The following is a 22867-nucleotide window of genomic DNA, read 5'->3' as shown; positions in this document are numbered from 1 at the left end:
GCCAGGTGACCGGCCGTGACGGCGACCCGCGCGACCCGACGACCGGGCTGTGGCCGTCCGACCACGCCGGCGTCGTGATGCGCGTCCGAGGTCTGTGAGCAGCTGACGGCAGCGGTCGGCCCCGCGCGGTCTCGCCATCTCAAGCCTCCAACCAGATCGATGGTTGGTTGGTCATCGGCTGGCCCGGCAAGGACTCAGAGGCCACGAGCGCAAGGCCAAACGATGTGAGGTGACGCACAGTCACGAGCAGATCAAGGCTGGAGAAGGCGCCCGATCGTTCCCGGGCCAGGTTGGTGACGGATGCGGGTTCGGTCGCTGGCGACTCGGCGAGGAGCGACATCCGGCAAAGGGGTGCGTGGGAAGCACAAAGGCCCAGGAGCAGATTGCGATGTCTGCCTGGGCCTTGGTGCTGGTGCGCCGCCAGGGACTCGAACCCCGAACCCGCTGATTAGCAGCCCAACCTGTATCAGTTGTTCGCCCAACTCGGGATCACCTCCCGCGCGGCCCTCCGCGACGCCTTGGGCGATTCGCTCGACACTGACTAGCCGGTCGGCCCGGCGGGTTCGCCGACGGGCCTACCGGCCGTGGCCGTTCTAGCGATCAACGGAGTGCGTGGGTTCGCATTGATGATCGTGGCCAGTGGGCGAAAACTACGGTCGGCTTCGAGGTGGGGCCTCGGGTCAGCTGAGGGACTCGACGGCGGTGTGGATCAGGTCGGCGACGGCCTGGGGCTGGGACACGTAGACCGAGTGGCTGCCGGGGACTTCACGGACCGATGCTCCGGCGCGCTGGGCCATCTCGCGCTGGGCCGGCGGCGGGATCATACGGTCGTCGGCGGCGACCAGGTACCAGTTCGGCTTGGTCCGCCAGCTGGGTTCGGTGATCGTGCCGCCGAGCGCGCCGACGCCCCACGGGACCTGCGAGTCGGCCATGAACGCCGCCTCGTCGGACGGCAGGTCCCCGGCGAACGAGTCGTGGAACTTCTCGCGCTCGAGGAACAGATAACCGTCCTGGGGCGGCAGGATCGGCGGTACGGGCGCTCCGGGCGGCGGGTCGGCGATCAGAGTGTTCACGGACTCGCCCTTGTCGGGGGCGAAGGCCGCGATGTAGACGAGCCCGGCGACGCGCGGGTCGCTGCCGGTCTCGGTGACCACGACGCCGCCGTACGAGTGACCGACGAGGACCGCTGGGCCGTCGAGCTGGTCGAGGACCTGCTTGGTCGCTGCCACGTCGCCCTCGAGGGACACGGTCGGGTTCTGTACGACGGCGACTCGGTGACCCTGCGCGCGCAGCCGGTCGTACACGCCTCGCCAGCCGGACCCGTCGACGAATCCGCCGTGGATGAGTAGAACGGCCGGTCGTGTGGTTGCGTTCATCGCTGCCTCCTTGGGTTGGGGGATATGGCGGCGACGTTAGGGAGGGGAGCGCGCTCACGGCAGCAGGGAAAACCCTCGATCGAGGGGCGAGCCGACCCTCGATCGGACGTGCGCGGTGCAGGATGATGACCTGATGGACGAGGTATCGGCGGCCGCCTACGGGTTGTTCGGCCGGGAAGACGCGGTGCGGTTGGTGAGCGACGTCCTGGATCACGGCGGTAGCGCGGTCGCCATCGGCGAGCCCGGCGTTGGCAAGAGCAGTCTGCTGAAGGTCGCGGATCAGTTGGCGCAGCGCCGCGGGCGGAGGGTGTTGTCCGTGACTCCGACCCAGTTCGACCGAGGACTGCCCTTCGCAGGACTGGCCGAGTTGGTGAACCAGTGTCCAGAGGGAGCGGCCGATCGCCTGCCGGGGCCGCAGCGGCGCGCACTGGCGGTCGCTCTGCAGCGTGCCGAACCCGATGGCGAAATCGATGCCTTGGCCGTGCCGCTGGCAGTCCGGAGCCTGCTGACGCAGCTCTGCGAGGTCGAGCCGGTCACGCTGTTCATCGACGACTTGCAGTGGCTGGATCAGGCAAGCGTCGGCAGCCTCGGCTTCGCGCTGCGCGCGATCGACTCTCGTCGATTGAGCGTCCTGATCGCGTCGAGACCCGACCCGGACGCGGGGGCCGACTTGCTCCGGTCCTTGGCCGAGCCGCGGCAAGAGCTGGTGCTTCGACCCTTGGAGGATTGGGCGATCGGTCAACTGCTGCGCAAGCGTCTCGGGCAGCGATGGACCCCACCGGTGGCTGCCGGAGTGGCCCGGGCTAGCAGCGGGAACCCCTTCCTGGCGCTGATGATCGCGCAGGCGATGCAGTCCGACGTCTCGAAGTGGCGCTGGAGCGCCCAGCAGGGCCACGATCCCATCTTCCCCGTCCCGCCGAGCCTGACCGGACTTCTCGGCGAGAAGGTCGCGCTGCTGCTGTCACAGACCTCTCGCGATGTCCTGTTGCTGGTCTCCGCAGCGGGGCGGCTCACCGTGACGCAGTTGCAGAGGATGGTCGAGGAGGCTCGGCTTCGATCAGCACTCGAAGCCGCCGACGACGCTGACATCGCGAGGGTCGGGGCAGGGTCGGTGGTCACCTTCACCCACCCGCTGCTGGCCTCGGCCCTGTACGACGCCGCCGCTCCCGGAGAACGTCGTCGTGCCCACCGTGTTCTCGCCGACAAACTCGAAGACGCGGTCGAGCGCGCTCGCCACCGGTCGAGGTCGATCACCACCCCCGACGAAATGGTCGCCGAGGAACTAGAACGCGCTGCCGACATCTCCCGGAGCCGTGGCGCCCAGCAACTAGCCGGCGAGCTGCTGGAAGGAGCCGCACTGGCCACGCCGTCCGACCTCGACACGTCCGACGGCTTCCGTCGCTGGCTCCGCGCCGTGGACACATACATCGACGCCGGGGACACCCTGTCGGCCGGGGCAGCCCTGGACAAAGGGTCGACGCTGGCTGGGACCCCCGAGCAGCGCGCCCGGGGACTTGCTCGGCGGGCGAAGCTGGCCGACGACCTCCGAGGGTCCCGGACCCTCGCCGAGCAGGCATTCCGGATCGCGCCTCCCGGCGCGGTCCGGGCGGAGATCCTGCAAACGCTCAGCGAGCAGCATCGAATGCAGGGAAACGGCAGGCTCGCGCTGCGGCTGACCCGGATGGCGATCACCGAGGCGGGTGCGGCCGGGCGCGAGGACATCCAGCTCGTAGCGCTCTACCAGCGTCAGTCCATCGAGTGGATCTGGGGCCTGGGCGATCCCAAGCAGACCCTTCATGACATGGAGCGGTTGGTTGAGAGTTCGTCACTAGAGCTGACCCCCGCGGAATGGGCCGGTGCTCGCGCCTTCTACGCGGCCTGGAACGACGACACGGCCGAATCGATCGTCCGCGAGGCCATCTCACGGGCCATCGACGCCGGTCGCTACGGCGATCTGTCGAGCCTCTACATCTGGCTGATCCTCGCCCTCATCCGCGCCTCGAGGGTGCGGGAAGCCCAGGCTGCGCTCGACGACGCGGACCGTTCTGGTGGGTGGGTGAGTGCCTTCGGCCTCCAAGAAGACATGGCCCGCATCCTGATCAAGGAGTACTCAGGCGACCTGGACGCGGCTCGCGAGCTGGCCGAGCGAGCGGCGGCGCGGTCGAGATCCAGTGGGTTGAGGTACTGGCTGGGCGGCTTCCTGGCACAGCTTGGCTTCATAGAGACCTCAGCCCGCAACTGGCACGCAGCACTCGAACCACTGCGCGAAATGGCGGAGATCTTCACAAGCACCAAGATGGTGGACCTGGAGCAACTGTTGTGGCCCGTCGACCTCGCGGACGCCGCCCTCCAGGTCGGTGCGTTGCGAGACGTGGAGACGGCCATCTCCCTGCTACGACGCCAAGGGGCTGCCGGCAGGCCCGAGGCAACCGCCGCCGCGGACCGCTGCCGAGCGCTGCTCACAGCGGCGCGCGGGGACGTGGACAACGCCTTGCCCGTACTTCGCCAACTGGTGGATCGAACGGGAGCTGAGTGTCCGTTCGAGGCGGCCCGGACCCGTCTGGCCCTAGGACAGGTCTATCGCCGCGCCGGCCAAAAGGCCTTGGCCAACGAAACCCTCATTGCGGCCGCCGAAGCCTTTGACGAGTTGGGCATACCGCGCTGGGCGGAGCGAGCTCGAGACGAAGCCGACCGGGTCGGCCTGCATCCCACCACCGCCTTGCTTACGGCAACGGAACGCCGGGTGGCCGAGCTCGTCGGCTCGGGCCGCTCGAATCAAGAGGCCGCCGCCGAACTCTTCATGTCCGTTAAGACCGTCGAAGCCAACCTGACCCGCATCTACCGCAAACTCTCGGTCCGCTCGAGGACAGAGCTCGCAAACCACCTGAACAAACCCGACCAATAGCCGCGGCTAGCATTCGGCGACGTGTCGGGACAATGGTGCCGTCGTCCTTGGTCGGTTGCGCGATCGCGCTAATGGCAGCCCAGTCGTAGACCCGTCGAGCGGCGACCCTCCGCCTCATCCATGGAGTCCCGGCTCGTCGGAGCAGTGTGCGGATGCTGAGGTCCGCGCCACCAGACGAATCTCGTCGACCATACAGGCGAGGACACGGTCCGACACTCGCACGATCTGCACGACCGCCGCATTCCGTTGGCCGCCATCCGCCTCGTCGTCGGACAATCCCAGCGAGCCGCGTCACAGCTGTCCGGGCCGCCGGTGTCCAGGTGCAGCAGTTCCTCGACCTCGTCCAGGGTGAAGCCGAGCTCTTGAGCACGTTTGATGAATCGCAGCAGCTCGACCGCCGCGGCTGGGTAGTCGCGGAAACCGCCGGTGGTCCTCGGCGGTGCGGTCAGGAGTCCGCGGCGTTCGTAGTAGCGCAGCGTCTCTGTACTCACCCCGGCCCTGTCGGCCACCTCGCTGGTTCGCATGCCCCATCGTCAACCCTGGACCCAACTACAGAGTCAAGAGCCATTGGATCAGCGGATCATGCCTTTGCCTCGGGCAACGATGAAGGATCGGCCGAGGTGTTGCCTGACCTGATTTGGCGCCCCTTGGGTTGGAGCTGGGCGCGAAGTACACGCCACCGGCTCGGCGCGGCAGCTTAGGATCCGGCGGTCGCGCGGATCCAGCTCACCGATGACCAGGTCCAGCATGTCGACCACTTCGAGCCGATCGTCGTATCCGCCGTCCTGATCGGCGACGAGATCCGCCAGGGACAGGTCCGCGCCGTTATCGGTCGGTCCAGCGACAAGACGTTGAACCAGCACGGCGTGGCACATCTCTGGACCACAGTCATTGCCCGGCTCATTTCTCGCCCGGCCGCGATCGCGGTGGGGCGGCTCAGCCGGCGACGGCGTACAGGGGTGAAAAGTAGGAGGTGGCTGTGCCCAGGTGGGGGGCGGGGTCCAGGAGGCGGATGCAGGCGCCGGTGCGGTCGGCGAAGACCGCGTAGCGGCCGAGTGAGGTGGTGATCGGGGCGATCAGCCAGTCCAGGTCGTCGTGGGCCTCGACGAAGGCGTCAACGTCGCCGACGTCGTACACGCCGCCGGAGCCGAGCGCGCCTTCGGCGGGATCGCGCACCAGCACGATCGTCGGGGATCCGTCCCGCGGTCCCAGCAGGGCGGTCTCGTCGTCGGGCCAGCCGAGGGCATCGAGGCCGATGCCGCGGTAGTAGTCCACGCTGGCTTCCAGGTGTTCGACGGGACGGAGTTCGAACAGCAGCTTCATCGCTTTCCCCTCTGCTTGGTCTGATCTGTGGACTGCCGGCCGCCGGGACGCTGCTTGCTCGCCTCGCGGACCTGGTTCGTACGGTTCTCGATCGCGGAGATCTGGTCCGCGAGGTGCGGGTGCTTCCGGCTGAGTCTCGTTCCGGTCTCCGCGAGCGGCGCGAGCAGCGCCGCGGAATCGCTGTCCCCCAAGGCATGGTGGAGCCGGTCCACGCTGGCCTGGGTCGGGCGGTCGAGCCCGTCCAGCGCAGTGACCTGCCCCGCGAGCCGGCGGAGATCGGCGGCGTTGTCCCTCGCCCAGGCGGACACTGCGCGTTCGCTCGCTCGGTGGTCGCGCGCGGCCTGGACGCGCTGCTCTCCGGTCATCGCGGGGTCGACCGCATTAGGGTTGAGGCGCAGATATCTGCGCTCGGCCGCTTGCCTGCTGGCCACTCCGAGCGCCGGGGCGAGCTGCGCCCAGCTGACCCCGGCGGTACGGGCCGCGTCGATCAACCGGGGCTCCCACTCGGTCAGCTGCTCCCGGAGCATCCGGATGTGGGTCAGCGCCTCGAGCAGCTTGGCCGGATCGTTGCTGCCGGCATCGAGCTGGTCGACCACACCGCTGACGAAGGTCACCTCGTCGGCCGCGTTGTCGAACGTCGTGGCTGGTTTCATCGGGATGCTCCTGCGTCGAAGTGGCCGCAGGCGGTGCGGCCTGGTCAGGCGTCGATCTGCTGCGGTTCCGAGCCCGACCCGCTGATGGAGATCTTGCGCGGCTTGGCCTGCGCCGCCATTGGGATCCGCAGGGTCAGTACGCCGTTGCCGTACGCCGCTTCGATCCGTTCGGTGTCGAGGGTGTCGCCCAGGAACAACTGCCGGGAGAACACCCCGAGCGGGCGCTCCGCCACCTGCATCTCCACCTCGTCGGACAGCGGGGCGGGCCGGCGCTCGGCCTTCACCGTCAGCACGTTCCGCTCGACATCGAGGTCGATGGCCTCGGGCGCCACCCCCGGTAGATCGAAGACCACCACGTACTCGTCGCCGGACCGGTAGGCATCCATCGGCATCGGGTTCGGTCGGGACCACGTCCCTGGCGTCGATCCACCGGTGAGCTGCTGGGTCAGTCGCTCCAACTCACGGAACGGGTCAGTGCGCATCAACATCGTTCCACCTCCTGACATTTGACTGTTGATCGCTGTCAACACGCACGACCGTTCTAACACGTCATCGAATGGATGACAAGCCCACCTCGTCATCCATCCGATGACGTTTGAACGGGCTATGGACCAGCCAGCGTCGGAGAACCGGCGAGAATTCATCGGTGGATCGAGGCTTAGACACGTGCGGCTGCATCTCGCGGGTTCTTGGGTCAATACACGACGGAAGACGGTGCTGTCGTTTGGGACACGCATCGTTCGAGAGACCCCTCGTTCGAGCTGAGGCGTTTAGCGATATCAGGCCGCCGCCACGAGACTCACCGCACTCGTGGGTGTGGGGGGTCGTTCTCGGATCCGCTGAACCACGAGAGTGCATGGTTCGTCACCGCATGTCGTCGAGTTCCAACGCACCCAAGCGCGGGTGCTCCTGGTAGCGGATCAGGTACGATCAGGTCGTGCCTTTGACGGGGGACGACGTCGACCGGTTCGAGTTGTCGAGGCCACGTCTGGAGGCCATCGCCTACCATCTCCTCGGCTCCGCGAACGAGGCACAGGACGTCGTGCAGGAGACGTTTCTGCGCTGGCACGCCGCCGACGTCGACCGCGTCGAGGTCCCGGAGGCGTGGCTGACGAAGGTGCTCACCAACCTGTGCCTCAACCGGCTCACGTCCGCGCGGGCACGACGCGAGACCTACGTAGGCCGATGGCTCCCCGAGCCGCTGCTAGCCGGGGACCCGATGCTCGGCCCGGCCGAAACCGCTGAGCAGCGCGAAGCGGTCTCGTACGCGGTCCTCACCCTCCTGGAACGCCTGTCCCCCAACGAGCGGGCCGTGTACGTGCTGCGGGAGGCCTTCGACTATCCGCACCGGGAAATCGCCGAGATCCTGGACATCACCGAGGCCGCCAGCCAGCAGATCCTTCACCGCGCCAAGAAGCATGTCGCATACGGCAAAGCCCGCCGCGATGTCGACAGGGCGGGCGCCCGGCGAATCGTCGAGGAGTTCCTCGCGGCCGCCGCAAGCGGCCAGACCGATGAGCTCGTACGCCTGCTCACCAAGGACGCCATTTCCATAGGCGACGGCGGAGGGGAGGTTCCGGCACGCACCAAGGCGTTCGAGGGAGCCGTCGCGGTCGCGAGGTTCCTTCGGGGCATGTTCAGGCCGGACGGGGCCAAGCGCGCCGTCGTCGGTGGGTCGCCCGAGATATTTTCCTGGACCGCCAATGGCGAGCCCGCCGTGGTCGCCGTCGTGGAGGGCCGGGTCGTCGCCATCATGTGCCTGGAGGTCACCGCCGAGGGCATCGCTGCCTGCCGTACGCAGGCAAACCCCGACAAGCTCGAACGCGCGACCGAACAATGGGCGGCGGCCGACCACGGGGAACCCCTTCTCGTGATGTGACGTGTATTACATATGGCTCCTGTCAGGAAACGGCGGGCTGTCCGGTTCAGGTGACACATCCGGAACCGAACAGGAGCTAACGATGAGAGTGCTGGTTGCAGGAGCGACTGGAGCGATGGGTAGGCAGCTTGTGCCACGTCTGGTCGATGCGGGACACGAGGTGTTCGCCATGATCCGCAAGGAGTCGGACAAGGCCAAGGTCTCGAAGCTGGGCGCGGTGTCGGTCATCGCCGATGCGCTCGACCGCGCGGCGGTCGATGCCGCCGTGCGCCAGTCGGCGCCGGAGGTGGTCGTCCACCAGCTGACCGCCATCGGGCATGTTGACCCCCGCCACATGGAACGCAGCTTCGCCGCCACCGACCGGTTGCGGATCGAGGGGACCGACAACCTGCTCGCGGCCGCACGCGCTGTAGGGGTTCGACGGTTCATCGCCCAGAGCAACGGCGGGTTCACCTATGCCCGGACGGGCGGGCCGGTCAAGACCGAACAGGACCCCCTCGATCCCGCGCCCATCCGCCCGATGGCCTCGATGATCTCCGCGGTCAAGCACTTGGAGGGGGCCGTGCTGGACGCCGACTGGACCGAAGGGGTCGTGCTGCGCTACGGCGCCTTCTACGGACCCGGCACCTCCATGGCGCCAGGGTCCGAGCAGTTCGAGCTGATCCGCAAGCGCAAGTTCCCGGTCGTCGGCGACGGCGGCGGGGTGTGGTCGTTCGTCCACATCGCCGACGCCGCCGAGGCCACGGTCGCAGCCGTGGAGAACGGTGGCCGCGGTGTCTACAACATCGTCGATGACGAGCCCGCCCCGGTCGCCGAATGGTTGCCGGAGCTAGCGGAGATGCTGGGCGCCAAGAAGCCGATGCGCGTACCGCGGTTCATCGGACGGCTGGCCGCTGGACCAGCCGGCGTCGTGCTCATGACAGAACTGCGCGGCGCATCCAACGCCAAAGCGAAGCGCGAACTGGGGTGGCACCCCGCACATCCCAGTTGGCGACAAGGCCTTTCGGGTAAGCGAGCCGTGCGGTGATCGGTGTCCTCGTCCGTCGCGAAGCCGACTTCGCGACGGACGGGGACGCCGTGCAGGAAGCCCCTAGCCCGTCGAAGGTGGCCGGCTCGATATCCGCTCGACATGACGAGGCATTATGACGCGCATGGACCTGCACACACCCACACTCCACACCGATCGCCTGCGCCTGCGTCCTTTCGACGACGCAGACGCAGACGCTCTGTACGCCATGCAGAGCAGCGCCCACGTGCTGCGCTACTGGGACGCGCCACCCTGGACTGAACGCGACCGTGCCGCGAAGTTCATCGCGAAGTGTCAGCAGATGGCCGAGGACGGCACCGGGGCACGGTTGGCCGTGGACCGTGTCGAGGGCGGGGCCTTCATCGGATGGATCAGCCTGACCCGATGGAACCCGGACTACCGAAGCGCCGCGTTGGGCTACTGCTTCATCGAGGACGCATGGGGCCACGGTTACGCAACCGAGGCTGCGCACGCTGTCCTGCAATGGGCATACGAGACGCTCGACCTGAATCGGGTCCAGGCCGAGACCGACACGCGCAATGTGGGATCGGCCCGGGTTCTGGAAAAGGTCGGATTTGTGCACGAGGGAACGCTGCGCCAGGACTGCGTCGTCAACGGTGATGTCTCGGATTCCTGGGTCTACGGGCTGATCCGCAGCGACTGGTCGTCGGAAACGACTGGCACCGGCTGACACTCTCTCAACGGCGGGTCCGACCCTCCGGCGGCATCGCCCGCGACGGCCGCAGGTAATGGCCCAACCGCAAGCCCATCGCGCAGCCCTAACCGGGGTGGCAACAGGACAACAGGTCGGGAACAAGCAGGCGCACACGCCGTCTCGTTCTGCATCGTGTCGACGACGTGGACCGAGGAGACGCCCTCGATGATCGTCATCGACACCCCACCTGGCGTCCGGCGCCTCGACCAGCGGATTCGCCTTCCACGGCCGAGGCGGCCCATACGGCCGCGGCTCGTACCCTCGGCCCAGCCCACGACCTCGAGGTCCACAGAGTGGGGTGGGACGACAGGCAGCCGGTCTTCCGGCCCATCCGGCACGCCTGGCGCGTTGAGGTCGCCCACAGCCGCCTGGGACGGTCCTGTCGCCTGGCCAAGTCGTTCGAGAACACGACCATCTCGGCGACCGGCTGGCTCCAGGTTTGCCTGCATCGCCACGACCCTGCGGCACCTGTTACGAGAACAAGCCCGCCGGCGCCCTGTCGCGTTCGCAGCTTGACCACCCGCCCTCGCGAACCGCGCGGAATGCGGCATGAGCGTACGTTCGCTTGTCGGATGTCCATGCTCTAATCCACGAATGCATGAGGTCGTTGTCGGCGCGCTGGTTCGTGAAGGTCGAGTTCTACTCGTGCACCGGAGTCCGAACAAGCGTGCGTACCCGAATATCTGGGATTTGCCCGGTGGACACATGGAGGCTGGGGAGTCAGAACTAGGCGCGCTCACGCGGGAACTGCAAGAGGAACTGGGCGTGCAGATAGCGACGGGCTCGGCGTCTCATCTGTGCCGGCTGACCGCAGGACCTGCAGAAGAGCCGGCACTCCTGAGCGCTTGGCTTGTGCGTGACTGGCAGGGAACGCCAGCGAACGTCGCTCCCGAGGAACACGACGACATCGGTTGGTTCGGCCTTGAGGAGTTGCCTCCTCTCGCCCACGTAGTCGTGCGCACGATTCTGGTGAATGCGATTCGGAGCCACCGCGGCCGAACTTCAACGCGCTGCCATCGGCATGAGTGAGGGGATCGCGCAGACCCCGGTGGTTGATTCATCGACGGCAGTCGGCTCGGATCGTCAGCACCCGACAGTCATGGCGCCTACGCTGCCCCCATGCCCGAGACTCAGGTCGCCGACCCTGAAGCCACCGGGCAGGCCCGCAGGTCACGCCTGCTGCCGACCACGCCGCGACGGACTTGTGTCGGCACACTGAGCTGGAGCACTGCCAGGTCACCGGTACGTCGCCGTACCGGCGCGGTCCAGCTTGAGTCGCCACCGGGGTCGAAGGCAGGAAACAATGTGAGATCCCATCTGTCGACACCGCTGGCGGTCAGTTCCGGCAGGTCGCGCAGCCACGCGGGGCCTGCGGAGTGGTAGCTGCGGATTCTGTCCGCCAATGTGGGTGGGACGAGCTCATCGAGTTTGCTCTGCGAAGAGTCGGTCACGTTCCTTCCCTGGTGGCTGATGAGGCGGTGTCAGTCGGCAGTGGTGGGCGTTAGGCGCAGGACGCGTGCTGAGGGTTCGGGAGTGCTAGTGGTGATGGTGAGTGCGTCGTCGGTCCAGGTGTAGGTCCAGTCGGTGAGGTGAGTGGGGAAGTGGGGATCGATCCTTGCTCGGCGGATGGGGAGAGTGATGGTGGACGGGCCGGGAGCGCGGTGCCAGAGGGCCAGGTAAGACATGCCGGGACCGTTCAGGCAGAGGGCGATCCATTCATCGGTCCATGCCGGTAGGCCGATGGGCCAGGCGGGGACGAGCGAATCGAGGTCGTCGAGGATCGCCCGGTGGGCGGACAGCGCTGAACGGGTGAGGTCGAGCTCAGCCGGCGTCATCCGGTTGAGGTGACCCGAGAGGTAGAGGCGGCCGGGGATGCCGTTGACGAGGGCGAAGGTGAACTCCTCGCGGGTGGTTCCGCTGATCGGGTAGGCCCAGTGGCCGGCCTGTTCGGGGAGTATGGCGGCTGGGGCGGCCGCGGTGATCGGTGCGTAGAGCAACGGATGTTCCTGGTCCGAGGTCGACTGCAGATGGAGACGGGACAGCATGGCGTAGTCCATCCGCATCGCACCTGAGGCGCAGTTCTCGATCAGCAGGTCCGGGTGGCGTGTCTGGAGGCCGTCGAGCCATTCGAGCAACGCCCGGTTGTGCTCCAGCAGCCCGTGGCCGAGCGACGTGCCGCCCTTGTCGGTGCCAGGCCCGGTCATCGTGTTGTTGTCGAACTTGAAGAAGCCCAGACCGAACTCGCGGATCAGCCGGTCGACGGTGTCGTCGAGATGCTTGCGGGCGGCCGCGCTGCGGAGGTCGAGCAGGTACCGGCCGGACTCGGCGACCCGTAGGCCGCGGCGGGTCAGGAAGGCGTCGTCGGGTAGTTCGTGGGCGATGGGTGAGCGGACGCCGATCACTTCGGGTTCGAGCCACAGGCCGGGCACCATGCCGCGTGAGTGGATCCGGTCGATCACCTCGGCAAGCCCCTTCGGGAAGCGGGTCGTCGACGGCTGCCATGCTCCGACGGTGTTCCACCAGTCGCCTTCGGCGTACCAGCCGGCGTCGATGCAGAAGTAGTCCGCGCCGACGTCCGCGACCGCGTCGATGAGTGGCAGGAGCTTCTCCGTGGTCGGATCGCCCATGAGGGTGTTCATGTAGTCGTTGAAGATCACTGGCATCCGGTCGTCGATCGGACGCCGGTTCCGCACGGCGCGGCGTTGGCGGGTGAGTGCGGCGAACACGCTGTCGCGGTCGGTTCCAGCGACGAGTGACACGGGCACCGTCGTGAACGGCTTGTCCGCTGTGAGCTCGACGCTCCATTGATGTTCCTGGTCGGTGGGCCCGCTGAGCAGCAGGTAGCCGCCGCGCCGGGTTTCGCCGAGCTCGTAGTGCCAGGGTCCGTTGTGCTCGATCTGCCAGCCGAGGGCGTACGGCGTACTCCGCTCGACGAGAACCCCGACAGGCAGCCGCTCTCCGCTGGACCACGAGCCGGTGTTGGTCACGGCATGGCGGCTTCGGGCGACGTGATGATGCGGATCGCGGACGATGTCCGCCAGCGTCTCCGCGCGCAGCGGTTGGGCTGACCATCGGTTCTCCGCCATCCAGCTGTTGGCGGCGGAGTGCAGCTCTGCATCGACCGACGCGAGGCCGACGACCAGGGACGACAGGAAGGTGAGCTCGAGCGCCCCCGGGCCTGTCATCGAGGCTTCGGACCAGGCGCGTACGCCGGCGCGCGCTTCGAACACACTGGTGACGCGCAGACCGGTGCTGGATTCCTCCTGGGTGATGCGCAACGTCGTCTTTGTTTCCTCATGCCGGACGTAGCGCAATTGCTGACCGAGACTGGTGTCGACGTGTCGGTTGGTGCTCGGCGAAAGTCCGTGCCCGATAGCGGAGACCTCGACGAGCGGCTGGCTGGGATCCGCCTCATTGTCGTCTGGCTGTGAGGTTTCGCGTACGGCGATCAGCCGCACCGGGCCGTCGTCAAGAGCGAAGGTGAGCGTCAGGTCAGGCGTACCCCAGCGCAGCAGGTTCATCCACAGGTCTCATTTCGTGGTCGGGCTCACGATGCTTTGTTCGAGGAGGTAGTCCTCGACGGTGAACAGGTGGGCGGCCATGCGGGTGCGTGCCCGGTCGGGGTCTTGGGCGGTGAGTGCGGCGAGGATCGAGAGGTGCTCGCGGTGGGAGGTCTCGTCGGCGCCGGGCTGGGAGATGGATCGGCGCAGCCGGTCGCGCATCGTTCGTCCACCCAGCGCGTCGATCAGCGCGGCCATCACAGGGTTGCCGGCAGCCTCCGCGATGATGCGATGGAAGGCGATATCGTTCTCGATCACCGTCTCGTGGTTGGGTTCCTCGAGCGCCAACTCGACTTCGTTGTGGCGTAACAGTTCGGCGGCGGCGGCGAGTTCTGCAGAGCCGATCCGCAGCGCTGCCGAGGCGGCGGCCTCCGTCTCGAAGATCCGGCGAACCGCGTGCAGGTGATGCGTTCCACTGCCGTCCTGCAGGTCGACAACGAAGCCGAGCGGAGCCAGCAGCATTGAGGGATCCAGCTTGGTGACATAGGTGCCGTCACCTTGCCGCGTCTCGAGAACTCCCATCATCGACAGCGCGCGGACCCCCTCGCGCAGGGGATTCCTCGACACGCCGAATGCCGCGGCGAGGTCCTTCTCGACGGGAAGCCGGTCGCCCGGCCGGAGCTGGCCGTCGATGAGCATCTGCCGGATGCCCTCGACTACGACATCGGTCTGTGAAACGCCGGGGGTGCGAGACGGCTCGGCTAGCTTGCCGGGAGTCATGAAAGCGGGTCTCCTTCCGCGCGTGATGCCCAGTAGGTACCGTTCGGGAATTGGTAGGTCTGCAACGACGCCCTGTGCATCTCGGCACTGTAGCCGGGCGCGGTCGGAAGCACGTACGCACCGTTGCGGACCACGCAGGGGTCGACGAAGTGTTCGTGCAGGTGGTCGACGTACTCGGTGACGCGGCGGTCGAGGCTGCCCGATACGGCTGCGTAGTCGAAGATCCCGAGGTGCTGAACGAGTTCGCACAGACCGACGCCACCCGCATGCGGGCAGACCGGCACGTCGAACCAGGCAGCGAGGAGGTAGACCGAGAGTACTTCGTTGACGCTGCCGAGGCGGGCGGCGTCGAGCTGGCAGTAGTCGATGGCGCCGGCCTGGAACATCTGCTTGAACAGCACCCGGTTCATCCCGTGCTCGCCGGAGGCGACGCCGATGGGAGCCACGGCTTTGCGGATCGCGGCATGACCCAGGATGTCGTCGGGACTGGTCGGTTCCTCGATCCACAACGGGTCGAACTCGGCCAGCGCCTTGACCCATTCGATGGCCTGCGGCACGTCCCACACCTGGTTCGCGTCGATCATCAGATGACCTTCCGGCCCGAGGACCTCGCGGGCGATTCCACATCGCCGGATGTCGTCAGCCAGATCGGCGCCGACCTTGAGCTTGACATGTTTATAGCCTGCGGCAACGGCTTCCTCGCAGAGCCTGCGAAGCTTGGCGTCGGAGTATCCGAGCCATCCGGCGGAGGTGGTGTAGCACGGGTAGCCGGATGCCTCGAGTTCCTCGATTCGTTGCTTGCGGCCCGATTCTTGCTGTTCGAGTAGGGTGACGGCTTGTTCCGGCGTCAGTACGTCGGTGAGATACCGCAGGTCGGCGGCCTCGACGAGTTGTTCGGGGGTCATGTCGGACAGGAGCCGCCAGAGTGGTACGCCGGCCCGTCGGGCAGCCAGGTCCCAGACCGCGTTCATGACCGCGGCCAGGGCCAGATGGATGATGCCCTTGTCCGGCCCGAGCCAGCGCAACTGGCTGTCCGACTGCAGTTCCCGGTAGATCTCACCAGGCTGATTGCACAGGTCGCCGACGTCACGGCCGACCAGTGGCTCAGCGCGCTGAGCGGCGGCGGCGACGCAGAGGTCGTTGCCGCGCCCGATGGTGAAGGTGAAGCCGTGCCCGGCCAGCTCCGGGTCGTCCGTATGCAGGACGACGTACGCCGCGGAGTAGTCGCCGTCCTTGTTCATCGCGTCGGATCCGTCGCTGGTCAGCGATGTCGGGAAGCGGACGTCGACGACCTCCACCGAGGTGATGCGTGGCATGGCGGGCCCTTCACGATCAGTGATAGATGGGATCTTTCTCCACTTTGATGCCCGTTCAGTATGGACCAAGCTCCGTGCGAGCGCTACGATCCCGGCAATTCATAGGACTAATACCTCGTCATCTCGACGGAGGACCGTGGTATGGGCAACCTGGTGAGCTCGGACCGCTCAAGCATGCAGCGGCTGTTCTACAACCGACCGGCCGAAACGTGGCTGGAGGCGTTGCCGGTCGGCAACGGCCGCATCGGGGCGATGTGCTTCGGTGGTATCGGCAGGGACCGGATCGGCCTGAACGACGAGACGTGCTGGTCGGGCGGTCCGGAGACTGCGCGCCTGCTGTCGGAGCCGCTCGGTGCGACCGGTGCCGAGGCAGTGCAGGAGGTGCGTGCGGCGCTGGCCGGCGGCGACATCCGACGCGCTCACGAATTGGCCCGTGGCTTCCATTCCGGCTACTCGCAGGCGTATCTGCCGCTCGGTGATCTGCTGCTCGACCTCGTGGTCGACGGCTCTACGCCGACGGTGGCGGACGGTACGCCGTACCGCAGGCAGCTGGACCTGAACTCTGCAATGGTGTTGGCGGAGTACGAGAGCGGGGGAGTGACTGTTCGGCAGGAAGCGTTCGTGAGTGCGCCGGCCGGGGTGCTCGTCGTCCGCGTGACGGTGTCGAAGCCGGGTGCACTCGGCGTCACCTCGCGGCTCACGGCACAGCTGCGTTCGCGACAGCACGTGGCCGGTGACGGTGTTGGATTGCTGTTGCAGGCGCCAGCGGATGTCGCGCCACCGCATCGCGATGTGCCGGAGCCGATCAGGTACTCCGACGGCCCGGATCGCGGGATGGCGGCGGCCATTGCGTTGCGGGCGCAAACCGACGGCGAGGTGCGCGCCGACGAGAAAGGCCTCACAGTCGTCGGCGCGACAGAGTTGACTCTGGTCCTGTCCACTGCGACCGGGTACGACGGCCCGTCGACCGTGCCGACGCGGACGGCGGAGGAATGCTGGGCCACCGCTGACGAGAGCGTGCTGACCGCGCTGGGTCGTGAGTACGGCGACCTCGCGGCAGAGCACACCGAGGACCACCAGGAATTGTTCCGTCGCGCGTCGCTCGAGCTGGCCGGTCCTCCGGACGTCGCGGACCTGCCGACCGATGTGCGGTTGACACAGCATGGTGACGACCCCGCGTTGGCTGCGCTGGTGTTCAACTACGGCCGCTACCTGATGATCGCGAGCTCGCGTCCCGGCGGGCTGCCGACGAATCTGCAGGGGATCTGGAACGACATCCTCCGGCCGCCGTGGAGTAGCAACTACACGGTCAACATCAACACCGAGATGAACTACTGGCCGGCCGAGACCACCGGCCTGCCCGAGTGCCACGAACCACTGCTCGACTACCTCGAGCACCTCGCCGCGGCAGGCCGTCGTACGGCGCAGGAGCGGTACGGCTGCGGTGGCTGGACTGCACACCACAACGCGGACGCCTGGTGCTGGACCCTCCCGGTCGAGGGCGATCCGCGGTGGTCCAACTGGCCGATGGCGGGAGCCTGGCTGGTCCGCCATCTGTGGGATCACTACGCGTTCACCGGTGACGTGGAGTTCCTGGGCCGCGCGTGGCCGATCCTGCGGGGTGCGGCGGAGTTCTGCCTGGACTGGTTGGTGGAGCTGCCGGACGGGAGTCTCGGTACGTCGCCCTCCACGTCACCGGAGAACGACTACCTGGCCGAGGACGGCGAGCCCGCGTCCGTCACGGTCTCGTCGACGATGGACCTCGCGCTGATCGCGGACCTGTTCGACCGGGCTGTGCAGACCGCCGGACTACTCGGGTTGATCGATCCACTGGTGGACCGCCTGGTGCTCGCCCGCAAGCGGATCCCGGAACCATCGATCGGTAGTCGTGGGCAACTGCAAGAATGGGCAGCCGACCTGCCGGAGCAGGACCCGCACCACCGGCACATGTCCCACCTGGTCGGCCTCCACCCCGGTGACGCGATCACCCCGGACGGTACGCCGGCCCTCGCGGCAGCCGCGGCACGCACGCTCGACCTGCGCGGCGACCGCGCCACCGGGTGGTCGCTCGCGTGGAAGATCAACCTGCGGGCCCGGCTGCGGGACGCGGCCGCGGCGCATCGGCTGGTGCTGGCCTTTCTGAGCCCGGCCGACGACACGTCGACGGACTACGTGGGCAGCGGCGCCGGCCTGTACCCGAACCTGTTCTGCGCGCATCCTCCGTTCCAGATCGACGGCAACTTCGGCGCGACCGCGGGGATCGCGGAGATGCTGCTGCACAGCCACACCGGCGAGATCGAGGTGTTGCCGGCGCTGCCGGACAGCTGGCCGACCGGCCGGGTGACGGGACTCCGCGCCCGGGGCGGCGTCACAGTCGACATCGCCTGGAGCACCGATGGCATCGACGTGGCGCTCACCGCGGATCGGAACCAGGAGCGCGTCGTCCGCTACGGCGACGAACGGATCACAGTCCGGCTCACTGCCGGCACAGCCCACCGTCTCAGCTTGAGCTGACCGACTAGGGAGGAGGAGACCCTGATGGCAGTCCTGACAAGCATCCCGCCACCCGTCGGCCAAGCGCCCGACCGGCAGCGCCGACGTCGGCGTGAACGCACGACCATCACCGGTCTGCGCCGCAGCCTTCAACGGCACTGGACCCTGTACCTGCTGATGGTCGTGCCGCTGATCTGGTTCGCGGTGTTCAAGTACATCCCGATGTCGAACGCGGTGCTGGCGTTCAAGAACTTCAACGTGATCAAAGGCATCTGGGGAAGTCCGTGGGTGGGCTGGCAGAACTTCGAGTTGTTCTTCCACAACCCGGTGTTCTGGACCCTGGTGAAGAACACCTTCGTGCTGTCGGTCTACACCGTGGCGGCCAGCTTCCCGATCGCGATCATCCTCGCGTTGGCGCTGAACGAGGTGCGCAACGGTCTGTTCAAACGGAGCGTGCAGCTGGTGACGTACGCGCCGTACTTCATCTCCACCGTGGTGGTCGTGTCGATGACGATCCTGGTGCTGTCACCGCGGCTCGGCATCGTCAACGAGGGGCTGGGATTCTTCGGTGTTCCCGCAGTCGACTTCCTCGGGAATCCCGACTACTTCCGGCACATCTACGTCTGGTCCGACGTCTGGCAGACGACCGGGTACTCAGCTGTGATCTACCTGGCCGCGTTGTCCGGCATCGATCCGGCGCTACACGAGTCGGCCAAGATCGACGGTGCCAGCCGGCTGCAACGGATTCGGCACGTGGACCTGCCGGGCATCATGCCGACGGCCGTGATCATCCTGGTGCTTGCGGTCGGCAACATCATGGCGATCGGCTTCGAGAAGGCGTTCCTCTTCCAGAACCCGCTCAACCTGAGCCAGTCCGAGATCATCGCGACGTACGTGTACAAGACGGGTCTGCTGAATGCGGACTTCAGCGGCGCGACCGCGGTCGGGCTGTTCAACTCGGTGATCAATCTGGTGCTGCTGCTGATGGTCAACACGATCGCCAAGCGGATCACCGGGAACGGACTGTGGTCATGAGCGCTCAGAGTGAAGCGAAAACGGTGCCGAGCAAGAGAATCGAGCGCCGTGCGGCGCGTGCGCGCCGGATCCGTGAGCCGCGCACGGACCGCATCTTCATGTTCTGCGTGTACCTGCTGCTGGCGGTCTTACTCGCGATCGTGCTGCTGCCGCTGCTCTACATCGTGGCGAGCTCGTTCAGCAGTCCCGAAGCTGTGTCGTCCGGAAGGGTGCTTCTCTGGCCGGTGGACTTCTCGCTGCGCGGGTACCACGCGGTCCTCGCCAACCCGCAGATCGTCCAGGGGTATCTGAACTCGTTGTTCTACACGGTGGTCGGCACGGTCGTCAGCGTCACGATGACGATTGCGATCGCCTATCCGATGTCCCGGCGGACGCTGGTCGGCCGGAACGTGGTGATGACGCTGATCCTGTTCACGATGCTGTTCACCGGCGGGCTGATCCCGACGTACCTGGTGGTCCAGTCCGTCGGGCTGCTGGACACCCGGTGGGCGCTGATCATCCCGCAGGCGATCGGAGTCTGGCAGGTCATCATCGCCCGCACCTACTTCCGGACCGCGATTCCCGACGAATTGGTCGAGGCGGCCGAACTCGACGGCTGCGGTGACCTGCGGTTCCTGTGGTCGGTGGTCATACCGCTGGCCAAACCGATGATCGCGGTGGTCGCGCTGATGTACGCGATCATGCAGTGGAACTCGTACTTCGACGCGCTGATCTACCTCAAGAACCCGGATCTGTTCCCGCTGCAGCTGGTGCTGCGCAACATCTTGATCCTGAACACGACCGGCGGTGGGGCGGTCGATGCCTCCGTGGTCATCCAGCGCCAGCAATTGGCCGATCTGCTCAAGTACTCGCTGATCGTGGTGGCGAGCGTGCCGGTGCTGCTGATCTATCCGTTCGTCGCCCGCTACTTCACCAAGGGAATCCTGATCGGCGCCGTGAAGGGCTGATCTTCCGCATCACCTCGACCCTGTGAGGGACCTAATGTCTGTACAGTTCAGAAAGAGGAGGCGTGCCGCGATCGCCGGCATCAGTCTCCTGGCATTCGCGCTTGCGGCCTGTTCCGGTGGCGGCTCGAACGACGAGCAGGGTAAGCCGTTGCCAACGATCACCGGGAATCCCGACGTCACGCTGAACGTCTTCGCACCACAAAACGCGGACACCAACCTTGCCACGAACGACTTCACCAAGCTGATGAAGCAGAAGTTCAACATCACCATCAAGTGGCAGACCACGACGTTCGACGGCGGTCCGTCGAAGGAGAAGCGGCAGATCTCGCTGGCCAGCGGCGACTACCCCGATCTGTACCTGCTGATCCCGTGGGTCGACCAGTTCACCCCGGCGGACCTGCTGAAGCTGTCCAATCAGGGTGTCGTCGTACCGCTGAACCAGCTGATCGACCAGTACGCGCCGAACATCAAGAAGGCGCTGGACTCCACGCCCGAGTGGAAGGCGATGGCGACCGCGCCGGACGGCAAGATCTACGGGATGCCGCAGTGGGTCGACTGCTTCCACTGTTCGTACCCGGACAAGCTGTGGATGAACTCGGCGTGGCTGAAGAAGCTGGGCCTCGAGCAGCCGAAGACCACCGAGGACATGCGGAAGGTGCTCCAGGCGTTCAAGACCCAGGACCCGAACGGCAACGGCAAGGCCGACGAGATCGCGCTCAGCGCGAACGTCCGCGACAGCCTCATCCCGTACTTCATGAACGCCTTCATCTACGACCCGCAAGGGCAAAACAACAGCGGCGGCAACAACGCCACACTGGTTCTCAACAACGGCAAGGTCGACGTCCAGGCGAACAAGGACGGCTGGCGCGAAGGCCTGCGGTACATCAACTCGCTCTACAAAGAAGGCCTGATCGACAAAGGCGCCTTCACGCAGAACCCGGACGCGATGCAGCAGCAGGGCAACCACGGCGGCTCGGTCATCCTCGGCGCGGGCACCGTCATGCACTCGGGCATCTTCGTCACCATCGGTTCGGCGGACGGGCGGGACAAGCAGTACGACGCGGTACCGCCGCTGACCGGTCCGAGTGGCGCGAACTACGCCGGCTACGTCTTCCCGAGCGTGCCCGGCGCAACGTTCGTACTGACGTCGAAGGCCACACCGGAGAAGCAGATCCAGGCGATCAAGATGCTCGACTACATCTTCACCGATGAGGGACAGAACAATGGACAGTTCGGCACGGAGGGCAAGGCCTGGACCAAGCCCGGTCCCGGCGATGTGGCGCTCGACAAGTCGCTGAAGCCGAGCTTCAAGCAGATTCCCCTGAAGCCCGGGTCGAAACCGCGGAACAGCGGCTGGGGTCCGCTGGCGCAGTACAACAACACCGCGAAGTACCGCAACTCCGAGGTCATCGACACCGACATCCACTCGCAGGCGGGGTACGAACGCAAGCTGTTCGAGGCCACCAAGCTGTACGCCGGCCACGAAGACAAGGCCCAGATCTACCCGTTCTGGAAGGTGTGGATCGACCCGACCCTCGGCAACGAGGTCGCGACGCTGCAGACCAACATCGAGAACTACATGCAGCAGAACGCGCTGCAGTTCATCACCGGATCCAAGAACCTCGACTCGGACTGGGACAGCTACGTCAAGGGCCTCGACGGCCTCGGTCTCAAGCGCTACCTGGAGATCCAGCAGACCGCCTACGACAAGATGCCCAACAAGTAGGTCGACTCTGGACCGGCCGGAGGACCCCGGCCGGTCCACACTCCCACCACTGACGAGGAGCAATCAGTGCCGTTCGATGCAACCTTTGAATCTCTGGCCACGTTCGAGTGTCCTGACTGGTTCCGGGACGCGAAGCTCGGTATCTGGTCGCACTGGGGACCGCAGTCAGTGCCACGGTACGGCGACTGGTACGCACGTAACATGTATCGGGAGAGCAGCGATCAGTACCGCTACCACGTCCGGACGTACGGGCACCCGTCGGAATTCGGCTACAAGGACGTCGTGCAGCTGTGGAAGGCCGAAAGGTTCGACCCACACGAGCTGATGGATCGTTTCGTGACGGCCGGTGCTCGATACTTCGTGGCGCAGGCCGTGCACCACGACAACTTCTTCAACTACGAGTCGGCCATCCACCGCTGGAACTCGGTGAAGGTGGGTCCGGGTAAGGACATTCTTGCGCTCTGGAAGGCTGCCGCAGACGAGCGGGGGCTGCCCTTCGGCATCACCGAACACCTGGGTGCCACGCTCGGGTGGACGGCGGTCAACAAGGGCAGCGACAAGCACGGGCCGTTCGCCGGCGTGCCGTACGACGGAACCGATCAGGCCTACCGGGACTTGTACCTCGACAACAGCCGGTACCTTCCCGCGGCTGACGTCGACGTTCCGGACCCGTGGTACTGCAACGAATCCGAGTGGCACCGGCACTGGCTCGAGGTGGTGACCGAGATGATCGACCGATATCAGCCCGATCTGCTGTACACCGACGGCCCGTTGCCGTTCGGCGAGGTCGGCTACGAGCCGGGGCTTCGCGCGGTCGCACATCTCTACAACACCAGCGCGGGGATCCACGGGACGAACCGTGCCGTCTACCAGCAGAAGGATCGCCGGCCCGACGTGAGCGCGGTCGGTGTGATGGACATCGAACGGAGCCAGACTCCCGGTATCCACCCCGCGACCTGGCAGACCGACACCTCGGTCGGCGACTGGTTCTACAACGTCCGCGACGTCTACAAGACCGCCGGCCACGTGATCGAGATGCTCGTCGACATCGTGTCGAAGAACGGGAACCTCCTTCTCAACGTGCCGCAACTGCCGGACGGCACCATCGATCTCGAGTGCTCGCAACTCCTCGACGACCTCGGCGGCTGGACGCGGGTCTGCGGCGAAGGCATCTACGGCACCAGACCCTTCC

General features: G+C 66.4%; 17 protein-coding genes and 2 pseudogenes. 10 read left to right on the top strand and 9 right to left on the bottom strand.

Annotated elements, in window-relative coordinates; genetic code table 11:
• Positions 1–680 precede the first annotated feature (680 nt).
• Complete coding sequence (locus EV648_RS40315) at positions 681–1376, bottom strand: alpha/beta fold hydrolase (protein ID WP_132301381.1); 696 nt, start codon at positions 1374–1376, stop codon at positions 681–683.
• 133 nt (positions 1377–1509) lie between these two features.
• On the opposite strand from EV648_RS40315, the gene EV648_RS40310 reads away from it, so the two are divergent.
• Positions 1510–4281 (top strand): LuxR family transcriptional regulator, encoded by a 2772-nt coding sequence (locus EV648_RS40310; protein ID WP_132301379.1) that lies wholly within the window; start codon positions 1510–1512, stop codon positions 4279–4281.
• A gap of 281 nt (positions 4282–4562) precedes the next feature.
• Here EV648_RS40310 and EV648_RS40305 read toward each other — a convergent pair.
• The 5 genes and pseudogenes from EV648_RS40305 to EV648_RS40285 form a co-directional block, all read right to left on the bottom strand.
• Positions 4563–4805, bottom strand: a pseudogene (locus tag EV648_RS40305) (MerR family transcriptional regulator); the annotation flags it as partial.
• Between the two features lie 48 nt (positions 4806–4853).
• Positions 4854–5156, bottom strand: a complete 303-nt coding sequence (locus EV648_RS40300; protein ID WP_132301377.1) for a hypothetical protein — start codon at positions 5154–5156, stop codon at positions 4854–4856.
• Positions 5157–5217: 61 nt separating this feature from the next.
• On the bottom strand, positions 5218–5604 hold the full coding sequence (locus tag EV648_RS40295; protein WP_132301375.1) for a hypothetical protein: 387 nt from the start codon (positions 5602–5604) through the stop codon (positions 5218–5220).
• On the bottom strand, positions 5601–6257 hold the full coding sequence (locus EV648_RS40290) for a hypothetical protein (RefSeq protein WP_132301373.1): 657 nt from the start codon (positions 6255–6257) through the stop codon (positions 5601–5603). The genes EV648_RS40295 and EV648_RS40290 overlap by 4 nt, the downstream gene beginning before the upstream one ends.
• Before the next feature lie 44 nt (positions 6258–6301).
• Positions 6302–6745 (bottom strand): Hsp20/alpha crystallin family protein, encoded by a 444-nt coding sequence (locus EV648_RS40285; RefSeq protein ID WP_132301371.1) that lies wholly within the window; start codon positions 6743–6745, stop codon positions 6302–6304.
• Positions 6746–7194: 449 nt separating this feature from the next.
• Here EV648_RS40285 and sigJ point away from each other — a divergent pair, with 449 nt between their 5' ends.
• From sigJ to EV648_RS40265, 4 genes are all read left to right on the top strand, one after another.
• The gene (gene sigJ / locus EV648_RS40280) at positions 7195–8136 is read left to right on the top strand and encodes an RNA polymerase sigma factor SigJ (RefSeq protein ID WP_132301369.1); all 942 of its coding nucleotides are present in this window, start codon (positions 7195–7197) and stop codon (positions 8134–8136) included.
• Between the two features lie 82 nt (positions 8137–8218).
• A complete protein-coding gene (locus EV648_RS40275) occupies positions 8219–9163 on the top strand; it encodes an NAD(P)-dependent oxidoreductase (protein WP_132301367.1) in 945 nt (314 codons plus the stop codon).
• Positions 9164–9287: 124 nt separating this feature from the next.
• Positions 9288–9854: a GNAT family N-acetyltransferase gene (locus EV648_RS40270; RefSeq protein WP_132301365.1), complete on the top strand. Its 567-nt coding sequence runs from the start codon at positions 9288–9290 to the stop codon at positions 9852–9854.
• A 573-nt stretch (positions 9855–10427) separates the two neighbouring features.
• Entirely contained in the window at positions 10428–10907 is a 480-nt protein-coding gene (locus tag EV648_RS40265; RefSeq protein WP_370452776.1) for an NUDIX domain-containing protein, read from the top strand.
• A gap of 452 nt (positions 10908–11359) precedes the next feature.
• Here EV648_RS40265 and EV648_RS40260 read toward each other — a convergent pair whose 3' ends face one another.
• The 3 genes from EV648_RS40260 to EV648_RS40250 are packed head-to-tail and all read right to left on the bottom strand — an operon-like array spanning position 11360 to position 15474.
• Positions 11360–13399 carry a glycoside hydrolase family 36 protein gene (locus tag EV648_RS40260; RefSeq protein WP_132301361.1) on the bottom strand — a complete coding sequence of 680 codons (2040 nt, stop codon included), beginning with the start codon at positions 13397–13399 and terminating at the stop codon, positions 11360–11362.
• 9 nt (positions 13400–13408) lie between these two features.
• Complete coding sequence (locus EV648_RS40255) at positions 13409–14158, bottom strand: FadR/GntR family transcriptional regulator (RefSeq protein ID WP_132301359.1); 750 nt, start codon at positions 14156–14158, stop codon at positions 13409–13411.
• Positions 14155–15474 (bottom strand): L-fuconate dehydratase, encoded by a 1320-nt coding sequence (locus EV648_RS40250; RefSeq protein WP_132301357.1) that lies wholly within the window; start codon positions 15472–15474, stop codon positions 14155–14157. Before EV648_RS40250 ends, EV648_RS40255 begins: the two co-directional genes overlap by 4 nt.
• A gap of 141 nt (positions 15475–15615) precedes the next feature.
• On the opposite strand from EV648_RS40250, the gene EV648_RS40245 reads away from it, so the two are divergent.
• The 5 genes and pseudogenes from EV648_RS40245 to EV648_RS40225 form a co-directional block, all read left to right on the top strand.
• Complete coding sequence (locus tag EV648_RS40245) at positions 15616–17988, top strand: glycoside hydrolase N-terminal domain-containing protein (RefSeq protein ID WP_132301355.1); 2373 nt, start codon at positions 15616–15618, stop codon at positions 17986–17988.
• 24 nt (positions 17989–18012) lie between these two features.
• Positions 18013–19002: a sugar ABC transporter permease gene (locus EV648_RS40240; RefSeq protein ID WP_132301353.1), complete on the top strand. Its 990-nt coding sequence runs from the start codon at positions 18013–18015 to the stop codon at positions 19000–19002.
• Complete coding sequence (locus EV648_RS40235; protein WP_132301351.1) at positions 18999–19949, top strand: carbohydrate ABC transporter permease; 951 nt, start codon at positions 18999–19001, stop codon at positions 19947–19949. Before EV648_RS40240 ends, EV648_RS40235 begins: the two co-directional genes overlap by 4 nt.
• A gap of 148 nt (positions 19950–20097) precedes the next feature.
• Entirely contained in the window at positions 20098–21675 is a 1578-nt protein-coding gene (locus EV648_RS40230) for an ABC transporter substrate-binding protein (RefSeq protein ID WP_241996085.1), read from the top strand.
• 63 nt (positions 21676–21738) lie between these two features.
• Positions 21739–22830, top strand: a pseudogene (locus EV648_RS40225) (alpha-L-fucosidase); the annotation flags it as partial.
• Positions 22831–22867 lie beyond the last annotated feature (37 nt).

This window comes from Kribbella sp. VKM Ac-2568 (assembly GCF_004345365.1).
Classification (GTDB): Bacteria; Actinomycetota; Actinomycetes; order Propionibacteriales; family Kribbellaceae; genus Kribbella; species Kribbella orskensis.
This window is presented reverse-complemented; position numbering and strand designations above follow the sequence as displayed.

What these genes read in the sequence shown, in the direction of transcription:
- EV648_RS40300 (WP_132301377.1), bottom strand. Translation starts at nt 5,156, where the DNA reads ATGTGCCACGCCGTGCTGGTTCAACGTCTTGTCGCTGGACCGACCGAT.
- EV648_RS40240 (WP_132301353.1), top strand. Translation starts at nt 18,013, where the DNA reads ATGGCAGTCCTGACAAGCATCCCGCCACCCGTCGGCCAAGCGCCCGAC.
- EV648_RS40235 (WP_132301351.1), top strand. Translation starts at nt 18,999, where the DNA reads ATGAGCGCTCAGAGTGAAGCGAAAACGGTGCCGAGCAAGAGAATCGAG.
- EV648_RS40295 (WP_132301375.1), bottom strand. Translation starts at nt 5,604, where the DNA reads ATGAAGCTGCTGTTCGAACTCCGTCCCGTCGAACACCTGGAAGCCAGC.
- EV648_RS40265 (WP_370452776.1), top strand. Translation starts at nt 10,428, where the DNA reads ATGAGCGTACGTTCGCTTGTCGGATGTCCATGCTCTAATCCACGAATG.
- EV648_RS40315 (WP_132301381.1), bottom strand. Translation starts at nt 1,376, where the DNA reads ATGAACGCAACCACACGACCGGCCGTTCTACTCATCCACGGCGGATTC.
- EV648_RS40290 (WP_132301373.1), bottom strand. Translation starts at nt 6,257, where the DNA reads ATGAAACCAGCCACGACGTTCGACAACGCGGCCGACGAGGTGACCTTC.
- EV648_RS40310 (WP_132301379.1), top strand. Translation starts at nt 1,510, where the DNA reads ATGGACGAGGTATCGGCGGCCGCCTACGGGTTGTTCGGCCGGGAAGAC.
- EV648_RS40260 (WP_132301361.1), bottom strand. Translation starts at nt 13,399, where the DNA reads ATGAACCTGCTGCGCTGGGGTACGCCTGACCTGACGCTCACCTTCGCT.
- EV648_RS40250 (WP_132301357.1), bottom strand. Translation starts at nt 15,474, where the DNA reads ATGCCACGCATCACCTCGGTGGAGGTCGTCGACGTCCGCTTCCCGACA.
- EV648_RS40275 (WP_132301367.1), top strand. Translation starts at nt 8,219, where the DNA reads ATGAGAGTGCTGGTTGCAGGAGCGACTGGAGCGATGGGTAGGCAGCTT.
- EV648_RS40245 (WP_132301355.1), top strand. Translation starts at nt 15,616, where the DNA reads ATGGGCAACCTGGTGAGCTCGGACCGCTCAAGCATGCAGCGGCTGTTC.
- EV648_RS40255 (WP_132301359.1), bottom strand. Translation starts at nt 14,158, where the DNA reads ATGACTCCCGGCAAGCTAGCCGAGCCGTCTCGCACCCCCGGCGTTTCA.
- EV648_RS40285 (WP_132301371.1), bottom strand. Translation starts at nt 6,745, where the DNA reads ATGTTGATGCGCACTGACCCGTTCCGTGAGTTGGAGCGACTGACCCAG.
- EV648_RS40270 (WP_132301365.1), top strand. Translation starts at nt 9,288, where the DNA reads ATGGACCTGCACACACCCACACTCCACACCGATCGCCTGCGCCTGCGT.